The organism is Pseudomonas sp. FG86 (genome assembly GCF_057808775.1).
On record NZ_JBMDIS010000056.1, the window covers coordinates 16,278 to 41,087 of the forward strand.

The following is a 24,810-nucleotide window of genomic DNA, read 5'->3' on the forward strand; positions in this document are numbered from 1 at the left end:
CGGGTAAAGCCACTGCCTATGTTCCTGTCAGCCCTCTGCAAGCAATCGCTCATAAGGAATACTCAAGCCTTCATGCAGTCGCTTGATCATCGACAAGCTCAGCTTGCGCTTGTGATTCAGCACTTCGGATACACGTCCGCTCGTCCCGATGAAAGGCTCAAGATCCCGGGCGGTCATGCCTAGCTGTTCCATGCGAAATTTAATCGCTTCCACCGGGTCCGACGGGGGGATTGGATAGTGCTGCGCCTCGTATTTTTCGATGAGTATTGCGAGGACTTCCAGCTCATCACCCTCTGGCGAGCCTGGTTGCGCTCCCCATATCTGCTCCACGCGCGCAAGCGCAGCGGTCAGGTCCTCTCGGGAATGTATCGGTTTGATGTTCATCATACGGTCTCCGCATTGATCTGATCGTATTGCGCATGAGTTCCTACGAACCGTATGAACCCAAGCTGTCGCTGGTAATCGATCGCCATGATCACTCGATATTTGTTGCCGCCCACGTTGAATACAACCCTGCCACCTTTGAGAATGCTCGCGGTCCTGAGCTCTGCCTTGAGTGCTTGTGGCGTCGGGTAAATTGCCTTTTCCATATGCCGATACAATTCAATAAGCGGCGCTTTTGCATCGATATAGGCGGGTTGGTTTTCCCAGAATATTCGTAAGGTCGATAGAGCGATTATCCGCATCGCTGCAACCTCCCAATTTGGGAGATGGTAGGTGCGATTGAGAGGAGATGCAATCTCGGAAATATTTCCTGAAGGGTAGGCAGTCGCTTCATGTGATCCTTCACAGACGGCGGGTGGACGGTTGACGCCGGACGCTATCCTCCGACGTTCAACTGCGTCGACTGCGGGTCTGATTCAGGTTTTTTCTACTGCCCGGCTCTGCGTCTGAGAGCCAGGAAGGAACTGCGCGCTACAGGCTTTCCAGTGTTTGTAACAACACCCGCACCTTGGTCAGCGACTCCTGATACTCCGCCTGCCACTGCGAATCCGCGACGATCCCGCCGCCGCCCCAGCAGCACACCTGACCATCCTTGACCAGCAAGCTGCGAATGGCGATGGAGCTGTCCATCTCGCCGCGCACATCCAGGTACACCAGCGAACCGCAATACAAGCCGCGCCGCGTCGGCTCCAGTTCGTCGATGATCTGCATCGCGCGGATCTTCGGTGCGCCGGTGATGGAGCCACCGGGGAAGCTGCCGGCGATCAGGTCCAAGGCATCTTTGTCGTCGGCCAATTCACCGATGACGCTACTGACCAGATGGTGCACGTTGGGGTAGCTTTCCAGGCTGAACAGCTCCGGCACGCTTACCGATCCGGTGCGGCAGGTGCGGCCGAGGTCGTTGCGCAGCAGGTCGACGATCATCAGGTTTTCGGCGCGGTCCTTGGGGCTGGCCAGCAGTTCGGCGGCATTCGCCGCGTCTGCTTCGGGGGTCAAGCCGCGAGGGCGAGTGCCTTTGATCGGGCGGGTTTCGACCTGGCGCTGGCTGATACGCACGAACCGCTCCGGCGACAGGCTCAGCACCGCGCCATCATCCGGCAGGCTCTGGAACCCGGAAAACGGCGTCGGGCAGGCTTCGCGCAGGGCGCAATAGGCCGCCCACGGATCGCCGAGGCACGGTGCGCGAAAGCGTTGGGCAAAGTTGACCTGGTAGCAGTCACCGGCCTGGATGTAATCCTGGATGCGTACGATCGCCTGGCGATATGCCTCGGCGGTCAGGTCAGGGGCCATGGGGCCCAGGAGCTTGAATGTGGCTGCTCCGTCGACAACGCCATGACTGAACACCGCGATCAAGCGTTGCCGCTCGCTGACTGCCAGCGCCGGGTGAAACACCAACTGGCTGGTCCGCGCCTGGTGATCACTGATCAGCGCCCAGGCATACAGGCCAAAACGCGCATCTGGCAGGTGCAAATCGTCTGCGGCCAGGTGCGGCATCTGTTCCAGGTGGCGGCCGAAGTCGTAGCTCAGGTAGCCGATCAGGCCGCCAGCAAACGGGAGTTCCAAGCCTGCGGGTATGTTCGCTTCACCCAGTTGGGTCAGGCTTTCCCGCAGGCGCTGCAGGAAGTCTGCGCCGCTTTCACCAGGCGATACCGTTAGCGTCACTTGCGGCCAGGCGCTGAGCAGGTCATAACGCCCGCGCTCGGCCACGGGCCTGCCGCTGTCCAGCAGGACTGCGCCTGGCGCATGGCGAATCGCCGCAAAATACTCGGCGGGGTTGGCCCGGTAGGGCAGCGGGTGTACGGAGCAGGTCGACATGCGGGGGTGGATCAGCTGTTGGCGTGGGGGAGGGGATTGTAGTCCCCCGTAGGATTTGCTCCTAGGGGGGATGTCGGGGATAGACAGATGTAAGGCCGCGTCAGCCTTCGACGGGCGGAATATGCCCGAACATTTCCTGTACGAACGCCACTCGCTCTTCCGGGGTTTCCGTCACACCGGCCGCTTTCAGCGCTTCCAGGCGCGCCTCCACGGCATGGGTGCGCAGGGTCAGGCCGCAGTCGTTGGCGATCTGGATATTCAGCCCCGGCCGCGCGTTCAGTTCGAGGATCAGCGGGCCTTTCTCCTGGTCCAGCACCATGTCCACGCCGATATAACCCAGCCCGCACAGCTCGTAGCAGCCGGCCGCGAGCTTCATGAAGCCGTCCCAGTTGGGTAGTTGCACACCGTCCACCGCATTGGTGGTGTCGGGGTGCTTGGTGATGATGCTGTTCAGCCAGGTACCGCGCAGGGTCAGGCCGGTGGCGAGGTCGACACCCACGCCAATCGCGCCCTGGTGCAGGTTGGCCTTGCCGCCGGACTGACGCGTCGGCAAGCGCAACATGGCCATCACCGGGTAGCCCATCAAGACGATGATGCGGATATCCGGCACGCCTTCGTAGCTGATGCTCTTGAAAATCTGGTCGGGGACCACGCGGTACTCGATCAGCGCGCGGTCACGATGGCCACCCAAGGAGTACAGGCCGGTGAGGATGCTGGAAATCTGGTGCTCGATTTCCTCATGACTGATGATCTTGCCGGACACTGTGCGGTAGCGCCCTTCAAAACGGTCGGCGACGACCAGGATGCCGTCGCCGCCGGCGCCCTGGGCCGGCTTGATCACGAAGTCGCTGCGCCCACCGATGATCGCGTCGAGCTTGTCGATTTCCTTCTCGGTGGAAATCACCCCATACATTTCCGGCACATGGATGCCGGCCGCCATGGCCCGTTCCTTGGTGATGATCTTGTCATCCACGATCGGGTACAGGCTGCGCTTGTTGTACTTGAGCACGTAGTCGGCGTTACGCCGGTTGATGCCCATGATCCCTCGCGCTTCCAGGGCCTTCCAGGTCTTCCAGAAGCCGAACATTACGAATCAGCCTTGAGGAAGGCCTTGAACCGCACCAGTTCGGTCAGGCGGTAGCCGCGATAGCGACCCATGGCCAGCATGAAGCCCACCAGGATCAACAGGATCGCCGGGAAGGTGAATACGAAGTAAATCAGCTCCGGCACGCTCATGATGATGTGTGCCAGGGAGGCGGCGAACAGCGTGCCGATCGCGACTTTCATCGCATGGCTGGCGCCGCGTTCTTCCCAGGTGATCGACAGGCGTTCGATGGTCATGGTCAGGATCACCATCGGGAACAGCGCCACCGACAAACCGCGCTCCAGGCCCAGTTTATGGCTGAACAGGCTGATGGCGGCGATCAGCACCACCACGAAGGTCAGCACCACCGACAACCTGGGCAGCATTTGCAGCTTCAAGTGTTCCAGGTACGACCTCAGGGACAAGCCCAATGCCGTGATAATCGTGAACAGCACAATCCCGAAGCCCAGCTGTGTCTCGCGGAACGCCAGCGCGATCAGCACCGGGGTGAACGTGCCCAGGGTCTGCAGGCCGATCAGGTTGCGCAGGATCAGGATCACCAGCACGCCGATCGGGATCATCACCATGATCATGAAGGTTTGCTGGGTTTGCAGCGGCAGGCCGTACAGCGAGTATTCGAGGAAGTTGGCGTCGGTATTTTCGTCGGTCAGCTTGGCCAGGCGAATCGCGTTCATTTCGCTGTTGTTCAGGCTGAAGGTGACCACGGCTTTCTTGCCGCCATCGACGGTGATCAGGTTTTCATCGCCGGTCCACCACAGCAGGCGGTCGGCGGGCAGGCCCTGTTCGCCGGTCTCCGGGTTGAAGTACAGCCAGTCATTGCCATTGAAGCTGCGCAGCCACAGTTCCGGGGTTTGCGGCTGGTCGGCGACCAGGCGGATGGTGTGGACCTTTTCCACCGGTACGTGGGCGATGGACAGCAGCAGCTCGACGATCTTGGCCTTGTGCGGCGTCGACGGGTCGCCGCCCAGCAGCAGCTTGACGTTGTCGTCGTTGAGGTTGTTGGTGCGCTTGATCGCTTCGGTAATAAAGGTCTCGACGTCGGCCGAGTGCTGGCGGATCGGCGCCAGCAGGGCTTCGGCGGCGATTTTCTCCGGGCCTTCCACGGCAATGCTGTCGCGGAAGGTCGGGCCCTTGATCTTGACCTTCTCGCCGCTGTAGCGCTTGGTCAGCACCAGGCGGTAATACAGGGTCTGGTTGCCCTTGGCGCGGCGTGCCGACCAGGTGACCTTGCGGTTGCCATCGATGCGGTTGACGCTCACCCCGTAGTTGTTCGAGATGAAACTCTCATTGAGGCTGACGAAGTCGCGGCTCAGGGGCGGCACGAACATCTGGATCTTCACCGGGTCTTTCGGGTTGGCGACGAACTCGACCTTGGCGTCGATGTTCCACAAGTCGTCGGTGGCGTCCTCGGTAACAGGAATGCCCAGCACGAAGATCTGGTAGGCGGTGACCGAAATACCGAGCACCACCAAGAGGGTGATGAGGATTTTCAGGTGCAGGGTGAGAGAGCGCATTCGGTTTACTCGGCGGTATGAGCGTCGGCGGCGCAGGCGGGTTTGCCTGCTGCGTATTTAAGACTGGGGTCGACCAGCGCATCAAAGCGTTTCAAGGCTTCGGAGCCGATCAGCAGTGGGTATTGGAAGGCGCTGCGGTCAGTCAAGTTCACTTCGATGCTGCGTAAAGCGCTGCCCATGCAGATATCCAGGGCAATCACCGGACGGGCGGTGTAGTTCTTGTCCTCATCGGGATCGTAGTCACCGGCGCGACGCTTGATCTTGCTGACGCGGGCCAGGGGGCGCTCGATGGGGTGGGAATGGGCGGCGTCGATCGCCAGGTAGAAGCGTACCCAGGATTCACCGTTGCGCTTGAAACGCTTGATATCGCGGGCGCTGAGCGAGGCGGTCTTGGCGCCGGTGTCGAGCTTGGCCGCGACTTCCAGGTCGATACCGGCGAGCTTGGCGTATTCGTTGAGGCCATACACGGTCTTTTCGGCGGCAACGCTTAGCCCCGGCATAAGTCCCGGTACGAACAATAGGCATATCAGAAGGAAGGGCTTGAGTCTCATAGATCCTGAGGCGGTGCAGTGCGATGTTCAATTCAAGGCGACTGGCATTGCTGCGCAAGCTCCCTCGTGCGCCGTTTCATCCAGTGATGTCAGGCAAAAGCGGCGGGCATTCTAACATGATGCTTTTCTGACGCCAGCGCTGGCAGGCGGCCATGCCCCAAGCGCGTGCAGGGCTGGTTATTAGACGATTGTCGACAATGTGCATTTATTCTTTGACTATCTGGGGCTGATTGGCTAGTTTTTGCCACATTGCTTTTAAAGGTGTCGACAATATGCTCGAGCAAGCGGAAGCCCCGGTGGTGCCCTCGGATGAATCCCAGACGATGTCGGAAAACGTCTTCCGCCGTATCCAGGCCGCCATCGTCAAGGGCGAGATCGCCCCCGGCAGCAAGATCTCCGAGCCAGAGCTGGCGCGCACCTACGGCATCAGCCGCGGCCCGCTGCGTGAGGCGATCCACCGCCTGGAAGGCCAGCGCCTGCTGGTGCGCGTACCCCATGTGGGCGCGCGAGTGGTGTCGTTGAGCCACGCCGAGCTGATCGAACTCTATGAGATCCGCGAGTCCCTCGAAGGCATGGCCTGCCGGCTGGCTGCCGAGCGCATGACCGATGCGGAAATCGAAGAGCTGCGCCAGGTGCTGCACACCCATGAACGCGACGAGGCGTTCCAGGCCGGCCTGGGCTACTACCAGCAGGAAGGCGACTTCGATTTTCACTACCGGATCATTCAAGGTGCCGGTAACCGCACCCTGACCCAAATGCTCTGCGGCGAGCTGTACCAGTTGGTGCGCATGTACCGCATCCAGTTCTCCGCCACCCCCAATCGTCCACGCCAGGCTTTTGCCGAGCATCACCGCATTCTTGACGCGATTGCCGATCGCGACGGTGAACTGGCCGAACTGTTGATGCGCCGCCATATCGGTGCATCAAAACGCAATATCGCCCGTCATTTTCCCGACGGCGCTCCCCAGACAGCCACTCAGCGAGGTGAGTCATGAGTTCCAATAACAACACCACTCCAGGCCAGCGTTTCCGTGACGCGGTTGCCAGCGAACAGCCCTTGCAAGTGGTCGGCGCAATCAACGCCAACCATGCGCTGCTGGCCAAGCGCGCGGGCTTCAAGGCGATCTACCTGTCGGGTGGCGGGGTGGCTGCCGGCTCCCTGGGCGTACCGGACCTGGGCATTACCGGCCTGGATGACGTGCTGACCGACGTGCGCCGCATCACCGACGTGTGCGACCTGCCCTTGCTGGTGGACGTGGACACTGGCTTCGGCTCCTCGGCGTTCAACGTGGCGCGTACCGTCAAGTCGATGATCAAGTTCGGCGCTGCCGCCATCCACATCGAGGACCAGGTTGGCGCCAAGCGTTGCGGGCATCGTCCGAACAAAGAAATCGTGTCCCAGCAGGAAATGGTCGACCGCATCAAGGCCGCCGTGGATGCGCGCACCGATGACAGCTTCGTGATCATGGCGCGTACCGATGCCCTGGCGGTCGAGGGCCTGGAGTCGGCGCTGGAGCGTGCCGCCGCCTGCATCGAGGCGGGCGCCGACATGGTGTTCCCCGAAGCCATCACTGAACTGGAGATGTACAAGCTGTTCGCGTCCCGGGTGAAAGCGCCGATCCTGGCTAACATTACCGAGTTCGGCGCAACGCCGCTGTACACCGTCGAACAGTTGAAATCTGCCGATGTTTCCATCGTGCTGTACCCGCTCTCGGCCTTCCGCGCCATGAACAAGGCCGCCGAGAACGTCTACACCGCGATCCGTCGCGACGGCACCCAACAGAACGTGATCGACACCATGCAAACCCGCATGGAGCTTTACGATCGCATCGACTACCACACCTTCGAGCAGAAGCTCGACGCGCTGTTCGCCGCGAAGAAATAACGAACGCGCCTCTCTATAAATACAAGATTAAATACAAGATTGGAGAACAGACATGGCTGAAGCAAAAGTACTGAGTGGCGCCGGCCTGCGTGGCCAGGTTGCCGGGCAGACGGCGTTGTCCACCGTGGGGCAGGCCGGTGCCGGCCTGACCTATCGCGGCTACGACGTGCGCGAACTGGCGGCCGATGCGCAGTTTGAAGAAGTGGCCTACCTGCTGCTCTACGGCGAACTGCCGACCAAGACCGAACTGGCCGCCTACAGCGCCAGGCTGAGCAAGCTGCGCGACCTGCCGCAAGCGCTCAAGGAAGTCCTGGAGCGCATCCCCGCCGACGCCCACCCGATGGACGTGATGCGCACCGGTTGCTCGTTCCTCGGCAATATCGAGCCCGAGCAGGACTTCAGCGTGCAACGCGACGTCACCGACCGCCTGCTCGCCGCCTTCCCGGCGATCATGTGCTACTGGTACCGCTTCAGCCACGACGGCAAGCGCATCGACTGCGTGACCGACGAGCCCAGCATCGGCGGCCACTTCCTGCACCTGCTGCATGGCAAAAAACCGAGCGAGCTGCACGTCAAGGTGATGAACGTGTCGCTGATCCTCTACGCCGAACACGAATTCAATGCCTCGACCTTTACCGCGCGGGTGTGTGCGTCGACCCTGTCCGACCTGTATTCCTGCGTCACCGCTGCGATTGGCTCGCTGCGCGGCCCGCTGCACGGCGGCGCCAACGAAGCGGCGATGGAAATGATCGAGCGTTTTGGCTCGGCAGAGGAAGCAGTCGAAGGCACCCTCGGCATGCTGGCGCGCAAGGACAAGATCATGGGCTTCGGCCACGCGATCTACAAAGACAGCGACCCGCGCAATGAAGTGATCAAGGGCTGGTCGAAAAAGCTCGCTGACGAAGTGGGCGACACGGTGTTGTTCCCAGTGTCCGAAGCCATCGACAAGACCATGTGGGAACAAAAGAAACTGTTCCCCAACGCCGACTTCTACCATGCCTCGGCGTACCACTTCATGGGCATCCCGACCAAGCTGTTCACGCCGATCTTCGTGTGCTCGCGCCTGACCGGCTGGGCCGCCCACGTGTTCGAACAGCGCGCCAACAACCGCATCATCCGTCCAAGCGCCGAGTACATCGGCGTTGAACAGCGCAAGTTCGTGCCAATCGAACGTCGCTGAAGGCCGACGATCCCAGGATTGAAATGAGGTCAAAGTGTGGGAGGGGGCTTGCCCCCGATGGCGGAGTGTCATTCAACACCTATGGCAACTGATACACCGTCATCGGGGGCAAGTCGAATCGTCGCACCGCCCCTCCCACATTTGAATCGCATTTCAAATCTGGATCAGTGGGTTCATTTTGCAATCACCGTGACCGAGTCCTGACGATGAACACTGAATTCCGCAAACCGCTCCCCGGCAGCCGCCTGGATTATTTCGACGCCCGCGCGGCGGTCGATGCCATCCGCCCAGGCGCCTACGCCACCTTGCCCTACACCTCACGCGTGCTCGCGGAAAACCTGGTGCGCCGCTGCGACCCTGCCACCCTCAACGCGTCCCTGAGCCAGTTGATCGAACGCAAGCGCGACCTCGACTTCCCATGGTTCCCGGCACGCGTGGTATGCCACGACATCCTTGGCCAGACCGCCCTGGTCGACCTCGCTGGCCTGCGCGATGCCATCGCCCTGCAAGGCGGCGACCCGGCCCAGGTCAACCCGGTGGTGCCGACGCAACTGATCGTCGACCACTCCCTGGCCGTTGAAGCCGGTGGTTTCGACCCGGACGCGTTCGAGAAAAACCGCGCCATCGAAGACCGTCGCAACGAAGACCGTTTCCACTTTATCGAGTGGACCAAAAAAGCCTTCAAGAACGTCGACGTGATCCCGCCGGGCAACGGCATCATGCACCAGATCAACCTGGAGAAAATGTCCCCGGTGATCCAGGTGCGTGACGGTGTGGCCTTCCCGGATACCTGTGTCGGTACCGACAGTCACACCCCGCATGTGGATGCGCTGGGCGTGATCGCCATCGGCGTCGGCGGCCTCGAAGCCGAAAGCGTCATGCTTGGCCGCGCCTCGTGGATGCGCCTGCCGGAAAGCGTCGGCGTGGAGCTGACGGGCAAGCTGCAACCCGGCATCACCGCCACCGACATGGTGCTGGCGCTGACCGAGTTCCTGCGCCAACAGAAAGTGGTCGGCGCCTGGTTGGAGTTCTTCGGCGAAGGCGCATCGAAACTGACGTTGGGCGACCGCGCGACCATCTCCAACATGGCCCCGGAATACGGTGCGACAGCGGCGATGTTCTACATCGACCAGCAGACCATCGCCTACCTGAAACTCACCGGCCGCGAGGACGAACAGGTCACCTTGGTCGAGCAGTACGCGCGTCATACCGGCCTGTGGGCGGACGACCTCAAGAGCGCGAAATACGAGCGCGGCCTGACCTTCGACCTGTCCAGCGTCGTGCGCAACATGGCCGGCCCGAGCAACCCCCACGCCCGTGTCGCCACGCGTGACCTGGCCGCCAAGGGCATTTCCGGCCAGTGGGATGAAGTTCCGGGGCAAATGCCTGACGGCGCGGTGATCATCGCTGCCATTACCAGCTGCACCAACACCAGCAACCCGCGCAACGTGATCGCCGCCGGCCTCCTGGCGCGCAACGCCAACAAGCTGGGGCTGAAACGCAAGCCGTGGGTCAAGTCGTCCCTGGCACCGGGTTCGAAAACCGTGGCCATGTACCTCGAAGACGCGGGCCTGGGCCATGAGCTGGAAAAACTCGGTTTCGGCGTGGTGGCCTTTGCCTGCACCACCTGCAACGGCATGTCTGGCGCACTGGACCCGGTGATCCAGCAGGAAATCATCGACCGCGACCTGTACGCCACCGCCGTGCTCTCGGGCAACCGCAACTTCGACGGGCGTATCCACCCGTACGCCAAGCAAGCGTTCCTGGCTTCGCCGCCGCTGGTGGTGGCCTATGCGATTGCCGGCACCATCCGTTTCGATATCGAGAAGGACGTGCTGGGCCTCGATGCCAATGGTAAGGAAATCCGCCTGCAGGACATCTGGCCGACTGACGAAGAGATCGACGCAGTGGTCAAGGCCTCGGTCAAGCCGGAGCAGTTCCGCGCGGTGTACATCCCGATGTTCGCGATCCACGAAGACACCGGCCCGAAAGTCGCGCCGCTGTATGACTGGCGCCCGCAAAGCACCTATATCCGCCGTCCGCCGTACTGGGAAGGCGCACTGGCCGGGGCGCGGCCACTCAAGGGCATGCGCCCGCTGGCCGTGCTGCCGGACAACATCACCACGGACCACCTGTCGCCGTCCAACGCGATCATGCTCGACAGCGCCGCGGGCGAATACCTGGCGAAAATGGGCCTGCCGGAGGTCGACTTCAACTCCTACGCGACCCACCGTGGCGACCACCTGACCGCGCAGCGCGCCACGTTTGCCAACCCGAAACTGTTCAACGAGATGGTCGTCGAGAACGGCAAGGTCAAACAGGGTTCCCTGGCGCGCATCGAGCCGGAAGGCAAGGTCACGCGCATGTGGGAAGCCATCGAAACCTACATGGAGCGCAAGCAGCCGCTGATCATCATTGCCGGCGCCGACTACGGCCAGGGCTCGTCCCGCGACTGGGCGGCCAAGGGCGTACGCCTGGCTGGCGTGGAAGCGATTGCCGCCGAAGGCTTCGAGCGCATCCACCGCACCAACCTGGTGGGCATGGGCGTGTTGCCGCTGGAGTTCCTGCCGGGCACCGACCGCCACACCCTGCACATCGACGGCAGCGAAACCTATGACGTGGTCGGCGAGCGCACCCCGCGCGCGCAGTTGACCCTGGTGATCAATCGCAAGAATGGCGAACGTGTCGAAGTGCCGGTGACCTGCCGCCTGGACACCGCCGAAGAAGTGTCGATCTACGAGGCGGGCGGCGTGTTGCAACGTTTTGCCCAAGACTTCCTGGAATCGGCGGCGACCGTCTGAAGAGGATAACCATGGCACACGTAGCGCAAATCAAGATCCCCGCCACCTATATGCGTGGCGGTACCAGCAAGGGCGTGTTTTTCAGGCTCCAGGACCTGCCCGAATCGGCGCAGGTGCCGGGTGCCGCCCGCGATGCTTTGCTGTTGCGGGTGATCGGCAGCCCCGACCCCTATGACAAGCAGATCGATGGCATGGGCGGTGCCACGTCGAGCACCAGCAAGACCGTGATTCTCGCCAAGAGCACCCGTGCCGATCACGACGTGGACTACCTGTTTGGCCAGGTCTCCATCGACAAGCCCTTTGTCGACTGGAGCGGCAACTGCGGCAACCTGTCGGCGGCGGTGGGCTCGTTCGCTATCAGCGCGGGGCTGGTCGACCCGGCGCGCATACCGCACAACGGCATTGCCGTGGTGCGGGTGTGGCAGGCCAATATCGGCAAGACCATCATTGCCCATGTGCCGATCACCGACGGCGCGGTGCAGGAGACCGGTGATTTCGAGCTCGATGGCGTGACCTTCCCGGCCGCCGAAGTGCAGCTGGAGTTCATGGACCCGGCGGCGGAAGAAGAGGGCGGCGGCGGTTCGATGTTTCCCACCGGCAACCTGGTCGACGAGCTGGAGGTGCCGGGTGTCGGCACCTTCAAGGCGACGCTGATCAACGCGGGCATCCCGACGATTTTCATCAACGCCGAAGACCTTGGCTACACCGGCACCGAGCTGCAGGGCGCGATCAACAGCGACCCCAAGGCCCTGGCGATGTTCGAGACGGTGCGCGCCTACGGCGCGTTGCGCATGGGCCTGATCAAGCACCTGGACGAAGCCGCCCAGCGCCAGCACACGCCGAAGGTGGCGTTTGTGGCTAAGCCTGCCGATTACGTGGCGTCCAGCGGCAAGGCGATCAAGGCCGGCGATGTGGACCTGTTGGTGCGCGCCCTGTCCATGGGCAAGCTGCACCACGCCATGATGGGCACCGCAGCGGTGGCGATTGGCACGGCTGCGGCTATTTCCGGGACCTTGGTCAACCTCGCCGCGGGCGGCATCGAGCGTAATGCCGTGCGCTTCGGGCATCCGTCCGGCACGTTGCGCGTCGGCGCTGAAGCCACCCAGGTGAACGGCGAATGGGTGGTGAAGAAAGCCATCATGAGCCGCAGTGCCCGGGTGCTGATGGAAGGTTTCGTGCGCGTGCCCGGCGACTCTTTCTAAAGTCCAGCACCAATCCCCTGTGGGAGGGGGCTTGCCCCCGATAGCGGTGGATCAGTGATGAATGTGTTGACTGACAAACTGCTATCGGGGGCAAGCCCCCTCCCACAGTCATAAACAGGCATTCAGACCTGCGAAACGATTAACCCTGACCCTGAGGATGCAACAACCCTAACTCACTTTGGAGATCTGCCATGAGCACCAACGTCGACCAGAACAACCGCCCCGATTACGACCAGGTTTTGCAGGACATTGCCGACTACGTCCTCAACTACCGCATCGACTCCCCGGCCGCCCTGGACACCGCGCGCAATTGCCTGATGGACACCCTCGGCTGCGGTCTGCTGGCCTTGCGTTTCCCGGAGTGCACCAAGCACCTGGGGCCCATCGTCGAAGGCACGGTGGTGCCGTTCGGCGCGCGGGTACCGGGCACGTCGTTCCGCCTGGATCCGGTCAAGGCCGCCTGGGACATTGGTTGCCTCGTGCGCTGGCTCGACTACAACGACACCTGGCTCGCCGCCGAATGGGGGCACCCCTCGGACAACCTCGGCGGCATCCTCGCCGTGGCCGATCATCTTTCGCAAAAGCGCGTGGCCAATGGTGAGGCACCGCTGACCCTGCGCGCGGTGCTGGACGCAATGATCATGGCCCACGAAATCCAGGGCGTGATTGCCTTGGAAAACTCCTTCAACCGCGTCGGCCTCGACCATGTGCTGCTGGTGAAAGTCGCCTCCACGGCGGTCACCGCCAAGCTGATGGGGGCCAACCGTGAACAACTGCTGGCAGCGCTGTCCCACGCCTTCGTCGACGGCCAGGCCTTGCGCACTTACCGCCATGCGCCCAACGCCGGTTCGCGTAAATCCTGGGCGGCGGGAGATGCGTCGAGTCGTGGTGTACGCCTGGCGGACATCGCCCTGCGCGGTGAGATGGGCATTCCCGGGGTGCTGAGCGCGCCGCAGTGGGGGTTCTACGACGTGTTGTTCAGCCACACCAACAAGGACTTGGCGCTCAAGCCCGAAGACAAGCGCGTCTTCAGCCTGTCGCAGCCCTACGGCACTTATGTGATGGAAAACGTGCTGTTCAAGATCAGCTTCCCTGCCGAGTTCCATGCGCAAACCGCCTGCGAAGCGGCGGTGACCTTGCACCCGCAGGTCAAGGATCGCCTGCATCAGATCGAGCGCATCGTGATCACCACCCATGAGTCGGCGATTCGCATCATCTCCAAGGTCGGCCCACTGGCCAACGCCGCCGACCGCGACCATTGCCTGCAATACATGACCGCGGTGCCCCTGGCGTTCGGCAACCTGGTGGCCGAGCAGTACGAAGATGAGTTCCATGCAGCCCACCCGATCATCGACGAACTGCGCGACAAAATGGTCATCGTCGAAGACCCGCGCTACAGCCGCGAATACCTGGAGGCCGACAAGCGCTCCATTGCCAATGCGGTGCAGGTGTTCTTCACGGATGGCACCCACACCGAGCAGGTGGCGGTGGAGTACCCGATTGGCCATCGCCGTCGCCGCGCAGACGGCATTCCGTTGCTGGAAGACAAGTTCAAGGCCAACCTGGCCACGCGGTTTACCGCGCAGCGCAGCGCGGAGATTTTTGCATTGTGCAAAGACCAGGCGCTGCTTGAAGCGACGCCGGTCAATCGGTTCGTGGACCTGTTCGTGATCTAAAAAACACAGGAGATCCCAGTCACACAGGAGATCAAATGTGGGAGGGGGCTTGCCCCCGATGGCGTTATGTCAGCCCCCGATGTATTGGCTGACACACTGCTATCGGGGGCAAGTCGAATCGTCGCACCGCCCCTCCCACATTTGGAATTGTGCTGGAGTTGAAAGTTACATACTGCCTTCGACATCATCCAGGCTGAACGTCTCGGTATGGTCGTCATAGGAGAAAATCTCCGCATACCGCCCCCAGGCCACCACGCTTTCCAGGGTTTTCTCCACGAACGCTTCCGTCATCGAGTCTTCCAACTCCTGTTCGAAGCGCACCCGTGGCGCCCGATGCCCGCTGCGCTCCAGCAGCACCTGGTGAATGCGCGCGGCCAACGGCACGTGTTGAATCAAATGCTCGGCGAACAGGGTTTTGCGTTCCTGGGTGCCGTAGTTGGCGAACAGCTTGCCAGCATCGGTAAGCGTGATGTCGGCGCCCTTGAGTTCGGCGAAACCCAAATGTTCAAGCATCTCCGCCACCGGGAACAGGTCGTCCACTTCCAGCAAGCGCCGTTCGGCGACGGTCGGCAAACCGGCATGACCGTTGTAGGGTTCGGCGGCCAGGGTTTCGATCAGGCCGGCCATCAGGTTGGTGGACACTTCCGGCAGCAGGCTACCCATTTTCAGCTCGGGTATGCCCCGGCTCGCATCGGCGCTGCGCCTGTCGGTCATCAGGGCGTAGATGTCGTCGACCATTTGGCGGAAGGTGGGGTCCAGCCGATTGCGCGGGTGCGCGAACGGCACTTTGATCTCGGCGACCACGCGGCCGGGATTGGACGACAGCACCAGGATGCGGTCGCACATCAGCACCGCCTCTTCGATGTTGTGCGTCACGATCAGGATTGACTTGATCGGCAGTTGTTTGCCGCTCCACAAATCCAGCAGGTCGTTGCGCAGGGTTTCGGCGGTGAGCACATCCAGCGCCGAGAACGGTTCGTCCATCAGCAACAAGGTCGGGTTGACCACCAGGCCACGGGCGAAGCCCACGCGCTGGCGCATACCGCCGGACAACTCGCGTGGGTAGGCGTTTTCAAAACCGTCCAGGCCGATCAGGTCAATCGCCGCCAGCGCGCGCCTGCGGCTTTCCTTGCGTTCGACTTGCAAGGCTTGCAGGCCGGCCTCCACGTTTTCCAGCACGGTCAGCCAGGGGAACAGCGCAAACGTCTGGAACACCATGGCCACGCCTTCGGCCGGGCCGGTCAGCGGTACGCCGTGGTAGCGCACTTCACCCGATGACGGCTGGATCAGCCCGGCGATGATGCGCAGCAGCGTGGATTTGCCGGAGCCGGAGCGGCCGAGCATGCCGACGATTTCGCCTTCGTGCAGGCTCAGGTCCACACCGCTGAGGACTTGCAGTTCATCCTTACCTTTGCCGAACACCCGGTTCACGTTTTTCAGCGAGTAGATTTCCGGGGTGTCGGCAGCATGTTCGGGGCGGGTAGTCATCACAGCGAATCCCATCAGTTCAAGCGGAGTTTGTTTTCAGCCATGGCGTACATCGGTCGCCAGACCGCGCGGTTGAAAGCCACCACAAAGATCGACATCACCACCACGCCCAGGGCGATCTTCGGGAAGTCGCCGGCCGCGGTGGTCTGTGCGATATAGGCGCCCAGGCCATGGGCGACCACGTTGTCCTGGCCCCAGGATACGTACTCGGAAACGATGCTGGCGTTCCATGCCCCGCCCGAGGCGGTAATGGCGCCGGTGACGTAGTACGGGAAGATGCCCGGCAACATTACCTTGCGCCACCACAGCCAGCCGCGAATGCGGAAGTTGGCGGCGGCTTCCTTATAGTCATTGGGAAAGGCACTGGCGCCGGCGATCACGTTGAACAGGATGTACCACTGGGTGCCGAGCACGATCAGTGGGCTCAGCCAGATGTCCGGGTTGAGGTGGAAGTGCAGGATCACAATGACAAAGACCGGAAACAGCAGGTTGGCCGGGAACGCCGCGAGGAACTGCGCCAGTGGCTGGATTTTTTCCGCCAGCTTTGGTCGTAGGCCGATCATCACCCCCAGCGGTACCCAGATGAGCGAGGCGATCAGGATCAGCCCCACGACACGCAGCAGGGTAATCAGCCCCAGTACCACCACATGCCCGACTTCGGCGAGGGTCACCTCGGTGCCGACATAGCGCACGATGTGGTACAGCGCGTAGGCCGTCAGCAGGGCGATCAGTGAGCCCCATACCCAGTCGATCACCTTGGACCTCGTGGCACTGGCCGCGGGCATGGCCTTGAGCGTGCCGCGCGGCAAGGCGAAGCGTTTGTTGCCCAGGCGGCTGATCGTACGGGTTATCGGGCGCAGGATACGTTGGACCACGCGTGTGCGCTGGATCAGGTTCAACACCCAGGATTGCGGGGCGACGCCTTGTGAGGCGGTGGTTTCCATCCGGAACTTGTCGGCCCAGGCCACCAGCGGGCGAAACAGGAACTGGTCGTAGATCAGGATTACCGCGATCATCGCCAGGATCACATAGCCTACGGCGTGCAGGTCTTTCTGGGCGATGGCCAGGGCCAGGTACGACCCCACGCCTGGCAGGGTAATGGTCTTGTCGCCGACCGTGATGGCCTCGGAGGCAACCACGAAGAACCAGCCGCCTGACATGCTCATCATCATGTTCCAGACCATCCCCGGCATGGCGAAAGGCACGTCGAGTTTCCAGAACTTCTGCCAGCCGGACAGCCGCAGGTTGGTGGACACTTCGACCAGGTCGTGAGGAAGCATGCGCAGGGACTGATAGAAACTGAACGTCATGTTCCAGGCCTGGCTGGTGAAGATCGCAAAGATCGCGGCGAACTCCGCGCCGAGCACGCGCCCGGGAAACAGCAGCAGGAAGAACGTCACCGTAAACGAGATATAGCCGAGCACCGGCACCGATTGCAGGATGTCCAGTACCGGCACCAGCAGCTTTTCGGCACGTCGGCTTTTGGCCGCGAGGGTGCCGTACAGCAGGGTGAACACCAGCGCCGCCGCCATTGCCGCGAGCATGCGCAGCGTGGTGCGCATGGCGTATTCCGGCAGGTTGGCCGGGTCGAGGGAAATGACTTCGCTTTGTAGGGTGGCGATGGGGGCCCAGGTTTCCCGGGCGGTGATGGAAAAAAACAGTAAAAAGCCGATGACCAACGGCAGGGCGACCAGGTCCCAGCGATTGGGGAGCAGACGTAGCGTGGACGCCGGGATGTAGTGACGGAACACTTTGTTCATAGGCAGTCAGTCCTGCAGCGTTCAGGTTCAGAGTGGGCGTAATGGGAGTGAGCGTAGCCGCTGCACGAATGACCTACCGAACAGCACGGGTGCTGTTCATGAGTCAGGGGCATCAAGAAGATGCCGGAGGAATTGTACGTTTCTGAATGTTACAAGCGCGTCAATTTTGCTGTCAGTTTCCTGTACGAACTGAGACTGGGGCGCGAGCACCCCAGCCGCTCAGCTGTTATTCAAACCGCAGGATCACGCGGCGGTTGTGTTTGCTCTTCTTCTCGATCTTTTCGCAGAACACCCGGCCGATTTCCTCGGTGTTGGCCACATGGGTGCCGCCGCACGGTTGGATATCGATCCCGCCAATTTCAATCACGCGTACCGAGCCCTGGATCACCGGCGGCGCGACCGCCTGGGTGCGAGTGATCTGCAGCAGGGTGGCGTACTCCGTGGCGGGCATCGAGAGGGTCTTGACCTCATGGGCCTGGGCGATCAGCGCGTTGAGGTCGCGGGTGATGCTGTCCTTGTCCAGCGTCATCTCTGGCAGGTCGAAATCCAGGCGGCCCTTGTCGGCACTGATGCTGCACCCGGTCACAGGGGCATCGATGAGCGAGCACAGCAGGTGCAGGCAGGTGTGCATCTTCATGTGCTGGTAGCGCCGTTCCCAATCGAGGTTGGCCTCCACCTGCACCCCGGCAACCAATGGCTCGGGGCAATGTTCCACCTGGTGCCAGATGATCGAGCGCGCTTCGGCGTCGCGCACGGTACCGGTGATGTCGACGCGCGTGCCATCCGCCAGGGTGAAGTGGCCAGTGTCACCCGGTTGCCCGCCGCCGGTTGGGTAGAACAGCGTGTGCTCCAGGGCGATGCCGTGCTCGCTGACGGCAATCACCCGGGCGTTGAATGCGTTCTGGTAGGGCGCGCTGTCAAATAGCGCCAGGGTTTCCATGGTGTGTACGGACATGTTCATCCTCCGACGATCAGTGGGCTGGCTTGCAGCAAGTGGCGCACCATTGCGCTCAAGCCAGGGGGGGAGAGCAAAGTGATTTCGAATTCCGGGCCGCAGACTTTGAGGTTCAATGGCAGGCGCGGCAGGTGGTCGGCCGTTTCGACGCGATGCAGGCGAAATTGCAGGTGATGGCGTTCCTTCACCGTGGGTTCGAGCATCAGCCCTTGCAGGGGGTGGAAGTCGGCGTCGAGTACGGTGACCTTGTGGCTGGTACTGATCTCACCGACCACGTGCAGGCGCTCATCGAGGGCGAAGGCACCGAGGTAGTTGCTGTGGTCCGATTCATCGTTTTTTTGCAACTGGATCTGGTTCACCACTTTGACCTTGGTACCGGCGGGCACGTCCTGGGTAATCACGCACGAGGGGCTGATAAACACGTTGTCGCCGATCGTCACATAACCCAGTACGCGGGCGCCGGAGCCGACTTCGACGTTGTTGCCCAGGCGCGGGTGGCGCTTGCCGTCCGGGTTGTTGGCGATGCCGCGGGCGCCCAAGGTCACGCCGCAGAGGATGTAGCAGTCGTTGCCGATTTCGCAGGTTTCGCCGATCACCGTGCCGTAGCCGTGGTCCAGCACAAAGCGCCGGCCGATGCGCGCAGCCGGGTGAATCTCCGCGCCGGAAAGGATCTTGCCCTGGTTGCTGAGCTTGAGGGCAATGCGCGAAAACACGCCGTTGGTCCGGTCGGGGAAATTCCATACCAGGTGGGCAAGCCGATAAAACAGCACGGCCTTGAACGAGGCATAGGACTCCAGGATCAGTTCGCCCCGCCCGCGCGACGCCGGGTCGCGGTAGGCATAGGCGATCAGGTCCTCGGCTACCGCCTGTGCGGCGTTCTGGATCAGCGGCGCCAGGTGCGGTTCCAGCTGCTTCATCTGCGTGGGCGTGAGGGTTTTGATGAGGTGGGTGAGTAACTCATCGTGCAGCTGTTGCATGTCGATAAAGCCGCTCATGGAGGCACCCCCGCATTCTGGATGGTTGGAAAACCGGTTATTCGAAACTGGGCAGGTAGCTGTCGGCATTGTCGTAGACCATGGTCAACACCACCGTTTCGGGCGGTAGTTCGGGGGCGAGTTGGGCGATGGCCACCATATTGGCGGCTGAGGACAGGCCCAGGCTGATGGCGTCGGTGCGCATGATGCGTTTCATCATGTCGATGCATGCCTGGCGCGAGACCTTGAGCATGCCGTCGATCACGTCCAGGTTGAGGATGCTCGGGATCAACCCGATCGACAGGCCCTGGATATGGTGCGGCGCGTGCTGGTTTTTCAGCAGGTCGCATTCCTCCGGCTCCACGCCCATCACACGCAGGGCCGGCCAGGCGGCCTTGAGGGTTTCACCGATGCCGGTGATATGGCCGCCGGTACCGATGCCGCTGACAAAATAATCGACACGCCGGTCAGCGAAGGCTCGCAGGATTTCCGGGGCGGTGGTGTCGCGGTGGGTCTGCGGGTTGGCGCCGTTGCGTTGCTGGTTGAGCATCACGTAGCTGGGGTTTTCCAGCTGCAGTTCCATGCACTTTTCACCGTGGGAATTGTTGCCCAGGCGACTGTCCGACAGCACCACCTTGGCGCCGTAGAGGCGTAGCAGTTTCTGTTTTTCGGGGCTGTAGTTATCCGGGATCACCAGCACTACTTTGTAGCCCAGCACGTTGCCCGCCATCACCAGGCCGATGCCGGTGTTGCCACCGCTGGGTTCGATGATGGTTTGCCCGGAGTCGCGGATCAGCACGCCCCGGCGTTCGGCGTCGAGGATCATGCCCAGGGCGATGCGCGCCTTGTGGCTGCCGCCGGGGTTGAGCGATTCCAGCTTTGCGTAGACCTCGATGCCGAGGTCTTCGGAAAACTGCGCCAGGCGCACGATCGGCGTATGGCCGATGGCGTCGAGTATGGAGTTATGCAACATCAGCTCATCATCCCAAATCGACGGTCAGTACAAGGGCATGTCGGGTTCGACGTCGCGAACCCAGTGCTTCATGCCGCCTTGCAGGACTTTGGTGTTGGCAAAGCCGGCCGCCAGCAGTGTGCTGGCCGCTTGTTCGGCGCGGGTGCCGGCGTAGCAGATCAGGTAATGGGTGTTGTTCCGGCTGAGGCGCCCGAGTTGGCCATCCAGCTCGGCCAGGGGGATATGCACCACCCCCGGTAATTTGCACACCTCGAGTTCGCTGGCATCGCGCACATCCAGCAGCACGTCGGCGCTGCTGTGGTGTTCGAGTACCTGCTTGAGTACGCGCGGCTTGATGTAGCGCTCTTCGGCCAGGGACGGTTGGCTGGGCACGGCATCTGCGCACACGGTCGGTGCCTGGGTTTCGCTGTGGCGCAGGTCGGAGCAGCACGGGCAGTCGGCGCGGCGCTTGAAACGGATTTCGCTGAATTTCATCGCCAGCGCGTCGAAGCGCATCAAGCGGCCAGACAAGGGCTCGCCCAAGCCGATCAAGAGCTTGATGGCCTCGGTGGCCTGGATCATCCCAACCACGCCCGGCAGTACGCCGATAACCCCGCCGGCGCTGCAGTTGGGCGCCAGTTCCGCCGGCGGAGCCTTGGGGAACAGGCAGCGGTAGCACGGGCCTCCTTTATAGTTGAGCACGCTGATCTGCCCGTCGAAACGGTAGATCGCCCCGTATACCAAGGGTTTGCCCAGTTGCACGCAGGCATCGTTGACCAGGTAGCGGGTGTCGAAGTTGTCGGTGCCATCGATGACCAGGTCGTAGGCACCCACCAGTTCCAGGGCGTTATCGGCATTCAGCGCGGTGTCGTGGGCGTTGATCTGGATATGGCGGTTGAGGTCCTGCAAGCGCTGCTTGGCAGATTCGACCTTGGGCATGCCGAGGGTGCTGTTGCCATGCACGATCTGGCGTTGCAGGTTGCTGCTTTCCACCACATCGAAATCCACCAGGCCCAGGGTGCCGACGCCGGCCGCCGCCAGGTACAGGCTGATGGGCGAGCCCAGGCCACCGGTGCCGATGATCAGCACCTTGGCTTTCTTCAGGTTCAACTGGCCTTCGCGCCCAACGCCGGGCAGGGTGATATGGCGCACGTAGCGCTGTACTTCCTCATTACTCAGGGTGTCGACATCCATGCCGCCGGACGTGGCGAGCAGGACTTCGATCCTGGCCTTTTCCGGCAGCCGGTCATCGGCGTCGATCAGCGCTTCCTCGGCGGTGAACAGGAAGTGCTCCTTGAGCTGGTTGTTCTTTTCGTGAAACAGGTGCGTGCGCAGCTGGGGGTGGCTGTCGCAGAGGCTTTCAATGACTTCGCGCAATGTCGATCCGGCGCCCTCGAGGGTCGATTCCGGCAGCTTGGCCACGCGAACCAGAATGTCGGGGAAAGAGACAGCGTTCATGGACAACTCCGTGTGCAGGTCGTTGAAGGGTTGAAGGGCGAAATGCTTGCCATCCCAGGCAAACAGCTTTGATCCCAGGGCCTGGCCTCGGCGAACATCCACCACCAGGTAGCTGACGGGGTAGATCGGCTCGCCCAGGAACAGCGCCTTGTCCTGGTCTTCGTCACTGAAGTAGGCGCCGACGTCCGGGTGGGAGTGGTAGATCACCACCACCGGGTTGTCGCTGCGAAACGCCTTGTTCATCAGCAGGGTGTCGGCTACCGAGAACGTGTAGCCGTTGGCCGCGCTGCGCGGATACATCTCGGGGTTCTTGCGGTGCAGCTCATTCTGGATATTGCTGCCCAGGTACACGCTGCCATCGGCGAAGACGAACCCACAGCATTCCTCGGGGTAGCTGCGGCTGGCGTGGGCGTAGATCTGTTCGAGGGCTTCTGGGCGAAGGACGGCCATGTTTCTCTCGCGTTTCTGTGTGAGGGCCGGGAGGGTCAATTTTTCTTGGCCATGAGTTTTTCAATGGGCAACTTGGTGATCGCAAAGCCGGCCAGCAGGATGGCCGAGTACAGCATCAGGTCGCGGGAAATCGTCACGCCTTCGTACCAGGCGCCGATGATCACCGCGAACACCGGGAAGATGATGAACACGAATGACAGGATGATCGGGCTCAGGCGCTTGAGCAGCATGAAATACACGATGAACCCACCCACCGAGGCGACCAGCCCCAGGTAGAACAGGGCGCTCCAGGAGCGCAGGGTGATGGCTTCGAAGGTCGGCGCTTCAAACCACAGCCCGGCGACGAACAGCATCAGCCCGGCAATCCCGATGGGCAGCGTGTTGTAGGTGATCACGCTGATGGCGCTGCCTTTCTGCTTGGTAATGACGTAGCACAGGGCATGCATGATCGCGGCGCTCAGAATCGCCAGCACCCCGAAGAACTCGGCGTGGTCCAGGTGCAGGCCCTGGCTCTTGATGATCATGTACAGGCTGCCGAAGCCGATACCGATGCCGACCACTTGGGAAAAATAGATGCGCTCGCGCAGGAACAGTGCGGAAAAAATCAGGATGAACACCGGCATGCAGCTGAACAGCAGGGCGGTGAGGCCGGACGACACATGCATCTCACCGTAGTTGAGCAGGTAATAGGGCACGCTGAAGTAGGACAGGGTCACGAACACGAAGAACCAGCGGCTTTCCCTGGGGAACAGGATCGGCTCACGGCGCACCATGGCGAAACACAGGAACAGCGGGAAGGCGATGAGGAAGCGCAGGCCGGCGGAGGTCAGCGGCGGCACGCTCTCCACGGCGATCTTGATGCCCAGCCAGGTAGTGCCCCAACTCAGGCACACGATGAGAAACATCACACTGGTCACCAGGCCGGCCAACCACTGTTTTTGAGTTTTTGTTTTTGCAGTGTTTTCGAGAACGGCGGACATTGGCATCGTTTATTGCTTCCCTGAGCCGGAATTGAACTCTATATTGAACTTGTAATGAGTTATTTTTTTGGCTGATTGAACCCGTAAAAGCACACTATTAGGGCGAAAGATGACTGTCAAAACAAATATTGACATGGTGTCAATTATGCGTGAGGGGTTATCCAACGGGCAGGGCGTCAAGTACAAGCGCCTGTCCGATGTCATGGAACGGGGTATCCTCGAAGGCTTGATTGAACCGGGACGAAAACTACCGCCCCACCGGGTGCTTTCCGACAATCTGGGCGTGACTATCGGCACTATCAGCCGGGCCTACGGCGAACTCGAACGCCTCGGCCTGGTGGTGGCGCGGGTCGGTGACGGCACGTTCGTGCGCAAGCGTGGGATGGAGCGACAGCGTGATGAAGGCTTTCGTAACTTCAGCGAAGAGCCGCGGCAGTACTTTGATATGAGCCGCAACATGCATATCCCGGGGCAGGAGACGGTATTCCTGGCCCAGAGCTTCCAAACCCTGTCGACCAATGCCAAGTTCCTCCAGGACATCAGCGCCTACACCCCTGACGCCGGCCTGCCGCGTTACCGTGAAGCCGGTGCGCAATGGCTGGTGCAGCGCGATTTCCATCCGATTCCCGAACAGGTCATCTGCGTCAACGGCGGCCAGCATGGGTTGTTGTGCGCGATGATGGCGCTGTTGCGTGCAGGCGATACGGTGGTCACCGAACAGCTGACCTACCCTGGCCTGATCACCGCCGCGCGCATGCTGGGTGTGCGTCTGATCGGCCTGGAGATGGATGAAGAGGGCGTGCTGCCGGGAGCGCTGGATGAAGTCTGTCGTAATCACCGGGTTTCGGCGTTGTATTGCACGCCGACCATCCAGAATCCTACGACGGCGGTCTTGTCGGTCGCACGTCGCGAGGCTTTGATCAAAGTGTGCCGCGAGCACAACCTGTTGATTCTTGAAGATGAAGCCCACGGCGTGCTGGTAGAAGATCGGCCGCCGCCTCTCAGCTATTTCGCGCCTGAGCGTACGATTTTGATCAGCAGCCTGAGCAAGGCGGTGTCGGCCGGTTTACGCGTGGGCTACGTGCACGCGCCACCGGCGCTGGTCAGCCGTATCTCGGCGGCCTTGCGCTCGACCTGCTGGATGGCCACCCCCGTGACCCTGGAACTGGCCACCCAATGGATCGAAAACGGCACGGCGGAATACCTGCTGCGCCAGCAGATCAACGAGATCAGCCGGCGCAAAGCGCTGGTGCGCGACCTGTTGGCCGGGCTGGAATACCGCACCCATCTCAATAGCCCGCATTTCTGGATTGAAGTCCCAGAGCCCTGGCGCGCGTCGGAAATCGAGGCAGAGCTCAAGCAGAACAATTACCTGATCGCCACCGCCGAAGCGTTCGCCGTCGGGCAAACGGCTGTACCACAGTTTATTCGAGCGAGTATCTGCAATACGTCGGGCGATGATCAGTTGTTGCGGGCCGGGTTCGATGCGTTGGCGACGGCGTTGGGGCAGGGTGGTGGGCGGTTCCACCTGTAGCGAGGGGCGTTGTTGGGGGGGAGCGGGCTTCTTTGTGGCGAGCGGGCTTGTTGTGGCGAGCGGGCTTGCCCCGCGTTGGGCTGCGC

20 protein-coding genes are annotated in these 24,810 nt (G+C 61.7%); 7 read left to right on the forward strand and 13 right to left on the reverse strand.

The window, feature by feature from the left end; all coding sequences use genetic code 11:
• Positions 1-27: 27 nt before the first annotated feature.
• The 6 genes from ACODSV_RS26050 to rloA all read right to left on the reverse strand — a co-directional run bounded on the left by ACODSV_RS26050 (position 28) and on the right by rloA (position 5,429).
• Positions 28-384, reverse strand: coding sequence for a helix-turn-helix domain-containing protein (locus ACODSV_RS26050; RefSeq protein ID WP_069077441.1), 357 nt, complete (start codon positions 382-384; stop codon positions 28-30).
• On the reverse strand, positions 384-686 hold the full coding sequence (locus tag ACODSV_RS26055) for a type II toxin-antitoxin system HigB family toxin (RefSeq protein WP_024076897.1): 303 nt from the start codon (positions 684-686) through the stop codon (positions 384-386). The genes ACODSV_RS26050 and ACODSV_RS26055 overlap by 1 nt, the downstream gene beginning before the upstream one ends.
• A 229-nt stretch (positions 687-915) precedes the next feature.
• Positions 916-2,259: an aminodeoxychorismate synthase component I gene (pabB, locus tag ACODSV_RS26060; RefSeq protein WP_150056047.1), complete on the reverse strand. Its 1,344-nt coding sequence runs from the start codon at positions 2,257-2,259 to the stop codon at positions 916-918.
• A gap of 100 nt (positions 2,260-2,359) precedes the next feature.
• Positions 2,360-3,346, reverse strand: coding sequence for an alpha-L-glutamate ligase-like protein (locus ACODSV_RS26065; RefSeq protein ID WP_150056048.1), 987 nt, complete (start codon positions 3,344-3,346; stop codon positions 2,360-2,362).
• Positions 3,346-4,878, reverse strand: coding sequence for an osmotic stress tolerance membrane protein RloB (gene rloB, locus ACODSV_RS26070; RefSeq protein WP_024076894.1), 1,533 nt, complete (start codon positions 4,876-4,878; stop codon positions 3,346-3,348). The genes ACODSV_RS26065 and rloB overlap by 1 nt, the downstream gene beginning before the upstream one ends.
• 5 nt (positions 4,879-4,883) lie before the next feature.
• On the reverse strand, positions 4,884-5,429 hold the full coding sequence (rloA, locus tag ACODSV_RS26075) for a retropepsin-like aspartic peptidase RloA (protein WP_024076893.1): 546 nt from the start codon (positions 5,427-5,429) through the stop codon (positions 4,884-4,886).
• A gap of 272 nt (positions 5,430-5,701) precedes the next feature.
• On the opposite strand from rloA, the gene ACODSV_RS26080 reads away from it, so the two are divergent.
• The 6 genes from ACODSV_RS26080 (at position 5,702) to prpD (ending at position 14,173) form a co-directional block, all read left to right on the forward strand.
• Entirely contained in the window at positions 5,702-6,424 is a 723-nt protein-coding gene (locus ACODSV_RS26080) for a GntR family transcriptional regulator (protein WP_024076892.1), read from the forward strand.
• Positions 6,421-7,314 carry a methylisocitrate lyase gene (gene prpB, locus ACODSV_RS26085; protein ID WP_024076891.1) on the forward strand — a complete coding sequence of 298 codons (894 nt, stop codon included), beginning with the start codon at positions 6,421-6,423 and terminating at the stop codon, positions 7,312-7,314. Before ACODSV_RS26080 ends, prpB begins: the two co-directional genes overlap by 4 nt.
• A gap of 52 nt (positions 7,315-7,366) precedes the next feature.
• Positions 7,367-8,494 (forward strand): bifunctional 2-methylcitrate synthase/citrate synthase, encoded by a 1,128-nt coding sequence (gene prpC, locus ACODSV_RS26090; RefSeq protein ID WP_024076890.1) that lies wholly within the window; start codon positions 7,367-7,369, stop codon positions 8,492-8,494.
• 206 nt (positions 8,495-8,700) lie between these two features.
• Positions 8,701-11,295: a Fe/S-dependent 2-methylisocitrate dehydratase AcnD gene (acnD, locus tag ACODSV_RS26095; protein ID WP_024076889.1), complete on the forward strand. Its 2,595-nt coding sequence runs from the start codon at positions 8,701-8,703 to the stop codon at positions 11,293-11,295.
• An 11-nt stretch (positions 11,296-11,306) separates the two neighbouring features.
• Positions 11,307-12,497, forward strand: coding sequence for a 2-methylaconitate cis-trans isomerase PrpF (gene prpF / locus ACODSV_RS26100; RefSeq protein WP_150056111.1), 1,191 nt, complete (start codon positions 11,307-11,309; stop codon positions 12,495-12,497).
• Between the two features lie 191 nt (positions 12,498-12,688).
• Positions 12,689-14,173 carry a 2-methylcitrate dehydratase gene (gene prpD, locus ACODSV_RS26105; protein ID WP_150056124.1) on the forward strand — a complete coding sequence of 495 codons (1,485 nt, stop codon included), beginning with the start codon at positions 12,689-12,691 and terminating at the stop codon, positions 14,171-14,173.
• 165 nt (positions 14,174-14,338) lie between these two features.
• Here prpD and ACODSV_RS26110 read toward each other — a convergent pair whose 3' ends face one another.
• From ACODSV_RS26110 to ACODSV_RS26140, 7 genes are all read right to left on the reverse strand, one after another.
• Positions 14,339-15,661 carry an ABC transporter ATP-binding protein gene (locus tag ACODSV_RS26110; RefSeq protein WP_041161281.1) on the reverse strand — a complete coding sequence of 441 codons (1,323 nt, stop codon included), beginning with the start codon at positions 15,659-15,661 and terminating at the stop codon, positions 14,339-14,341.
• 14 nt (positions 15,662-15,675) lie between these two features.
• Positions 15,676-17,421, reverse strand: coding sequence for an ABC transporter permease (locus ACODSV_RS26115; RefSeq protein ID WP_150056265.1), 1,746 nt, complete (start codon positions 17,419-17,421; stop codon positions 15,676-15,678).
• 226 nt (positions 17,422-17,647) lie between these two features.
• Positions 17,648-18,376 carry an alanyl-tRNA editing protein gene (locus ACODSV_RS26120; protein ID WP_069076762.1) on the reverse strand — a complete coding sequence of 243 codons (729 nt, stop codon included), beginning with the start codon at positions 18,374-18,376 and terminating at the stop codon, positions 17,648-17,650.
• Between the two features lie 2 nt (positions 18,377-18,378).
• Positions 18,379-19,371, reverse strand: coding sequence for a serine O-acetyltransferase (locus tag ACODSV_RS26125; RefSeq protein WP_024076883.1), 993 nt, complete (start codon positions 19,369-19,371; stop codon positions 18,379-18,381).
• Between the two features lie 37 nt (positions 19,372-19,408).
• Positions 19,409-20,323 (reverse strand): PLP-dependent cysteine synthase family protein, encoded by a 915-nt coding sequence (locus ACODSV_RS26130; RefSeq protein WP_024076882.1) that lies wholly within the window; start codon positions 20,321-20,323, stop codon positions 19,409-19,411.
• Between the two features lie 24 nt (positions 20,324-20,347).
• On the reverse strand, positions 20,348-22,210 hold the full coding sequence (gene moeB / locus ACODSV_RS26135; protein ID WP_024076881.1) for a molybdopterin-synthase adenylyltransferase MoeB: 1,863 nt from the start codon (positions 22,208-22,210) through the stop codon (positions 20,348-20,350).
• Between the two features lie 35 nt (positions 22,211-22,245).
• A complete protein-coding gene (locus ACODSV_RS26140; protein ID WP_162163613.1) occupies positions 22,246-23,139 on the reverse strand; it encodes a DMT family transporter in 894 nt (297 codons plus the stop codon).
• 160 nt (positions 23,140-23,299) lie between these two features.
• Between ACODSV_RS26140 and ACODSV_RS26145 the strand changes: the two genes are divergently transcribed.
• Entirely contained in the window at positions 23,300-24,724 is a 1,425-nt protein-coding gene (locus ACODSV_RS26145; protein ID WP_150056266.1) for an aminotransferase-like domain-containing protein, read from the forward strand.
• The last annotated feature ends 86 nt before the right edge of the window (positions 24,725-24,810 follow it).

Excerpts from the sequence above, each read along its gene's own strand:
- ACODSV_RS26120 (WP_069076762.1), bottom strand. The coding sequence starts at position 18,376 with ATGTCCGTACACACCATGGAAACCCTGGCGCTATTTGACAGCGCGCCC.
- moeB (WP_024076881.1), bottom strand. The coding sequence starts at position 22,210 with ATGGCCGTCCTTCGCCCAGAAGCCCTCGAACAGATCTACGCCCACGCC.
- ACODSV_RS26115 (WP_150056265.1), bottom strand. The coding sequence starts at position 17,421 with ATGAACAAAGTGTTCCGTCACTACATCCCGGCGTCCACGCTACGTCTG.
- acnD (WP_024076889.1), top strand. The coding sequence starts at position 8,701 with ATGAACACTGAATTCCGCAAACCGCTCCCCGGCAGCCGCCTGGATTAT.
- ACODSV_RS26080 (WP_024076892.1), top strand. The coding sequence starts at position 5,702 with ATGCTCGAGCAAGCGGAAGCCCCGGTGGTGCCCTCGGATGAATCCCAG.
- rloB (WP_024076894.1), bottom strand. The coding sequence starts at position 4,878 with ATGCGCTCTCTCACCCTGCACCTGAAAATCCTCATCACCCTCTTGGTG.
- prpF (WP_150056111.1), top strand. The coding sequence starts at position 11,307 with ATGGCACACGTAGCGCAAATCAAGATCCCCGCCACCTATATGCGTGGC.
- rloA (WP_024076893.1), bottom strand. The coding sequence starts at position 5,429 with ATGAGACTCAAGCCCTTCCTTCTGATATGCCTATTGTTCGTACCGGGA.
- prpC (WP_024076890.1), top strand. The coding sequence starts at position 7,367 with ATGGCTGAAGCAAAAGTACTGAGTGGCGCCGGCCTGCGTGGCCAGGTT.
- ACODSV_RS26050 (WP_069077441.1), bottom strand. The coding sequence starts at position 384 with ATGAACATCAAACCGATACATTCCCGAGAGGACCTGACCGCTGCGCTT.
- ACODSV_RS26055 (WP_024076897.1), bottom strand. The coding sequence starts at position 686 with ATGCGGATAATCGCTCTATCGACCTTACGAATATTCTGGGAAAACCAA.
- ACODSV_RS26125 (WP_024076883.1), bottom strand. The coding sequence starts at position 19,371 with ATGAGCGGCTTTATCGACATGCAACAGCTGCACGATGAGTTACTCACC.
- ACODSV_RS26130 (WP_024076882.1), bottom strand. The coding sequence starts at position 20,323 with ATGTTGCATAACTCCATACTCGACGCCATCGGCCATACGCCGATCGTG.
- ACODSV_RS26065 (WP_150056048.1), bottom strand. The coding sequence starts at position 3,346 with ATGTTCGGCTTCTGGAAGACCTGGAAGGCCCTGGAAGCGCGAGGGATC.
- prpD (WP_150056124.1), top strand. The coding sequence starts at position 12,689 with ATGAGCACCAACGTCGACCAGAACAACCGCCCCGATTACGACCAGGTT.
- prpB (WP_024076891.1), top strand. The coding sequence starts at position 6,421 with ATGAGTTCCAATAACAACACCACTCCAGGCCAGCGTTTCCGTGACGCG.
- pabB (WP_150056047.1), bottom strand. The coding sequence starts at position 2,259 with ATGTCGACCTGCTCCGTACACCCGCTGCCCTACCGGGCCAACCCCGCC.
- ACODSV_RS26145 (WP_150056266.1), top strand. The coding sequence starts at position 23,300 with ATGACTGTCAAAACAAATATTGACATGGTGTCAATTATGCGTGAGGGG.
- ACODSV_RS26110 (WP_041161281.1), bottom strand. The coding sequence starts at position 15,661 with ATGACTACCCGCCCCGAACATGCTGCCGACACCCCGGAAATCTACTCG.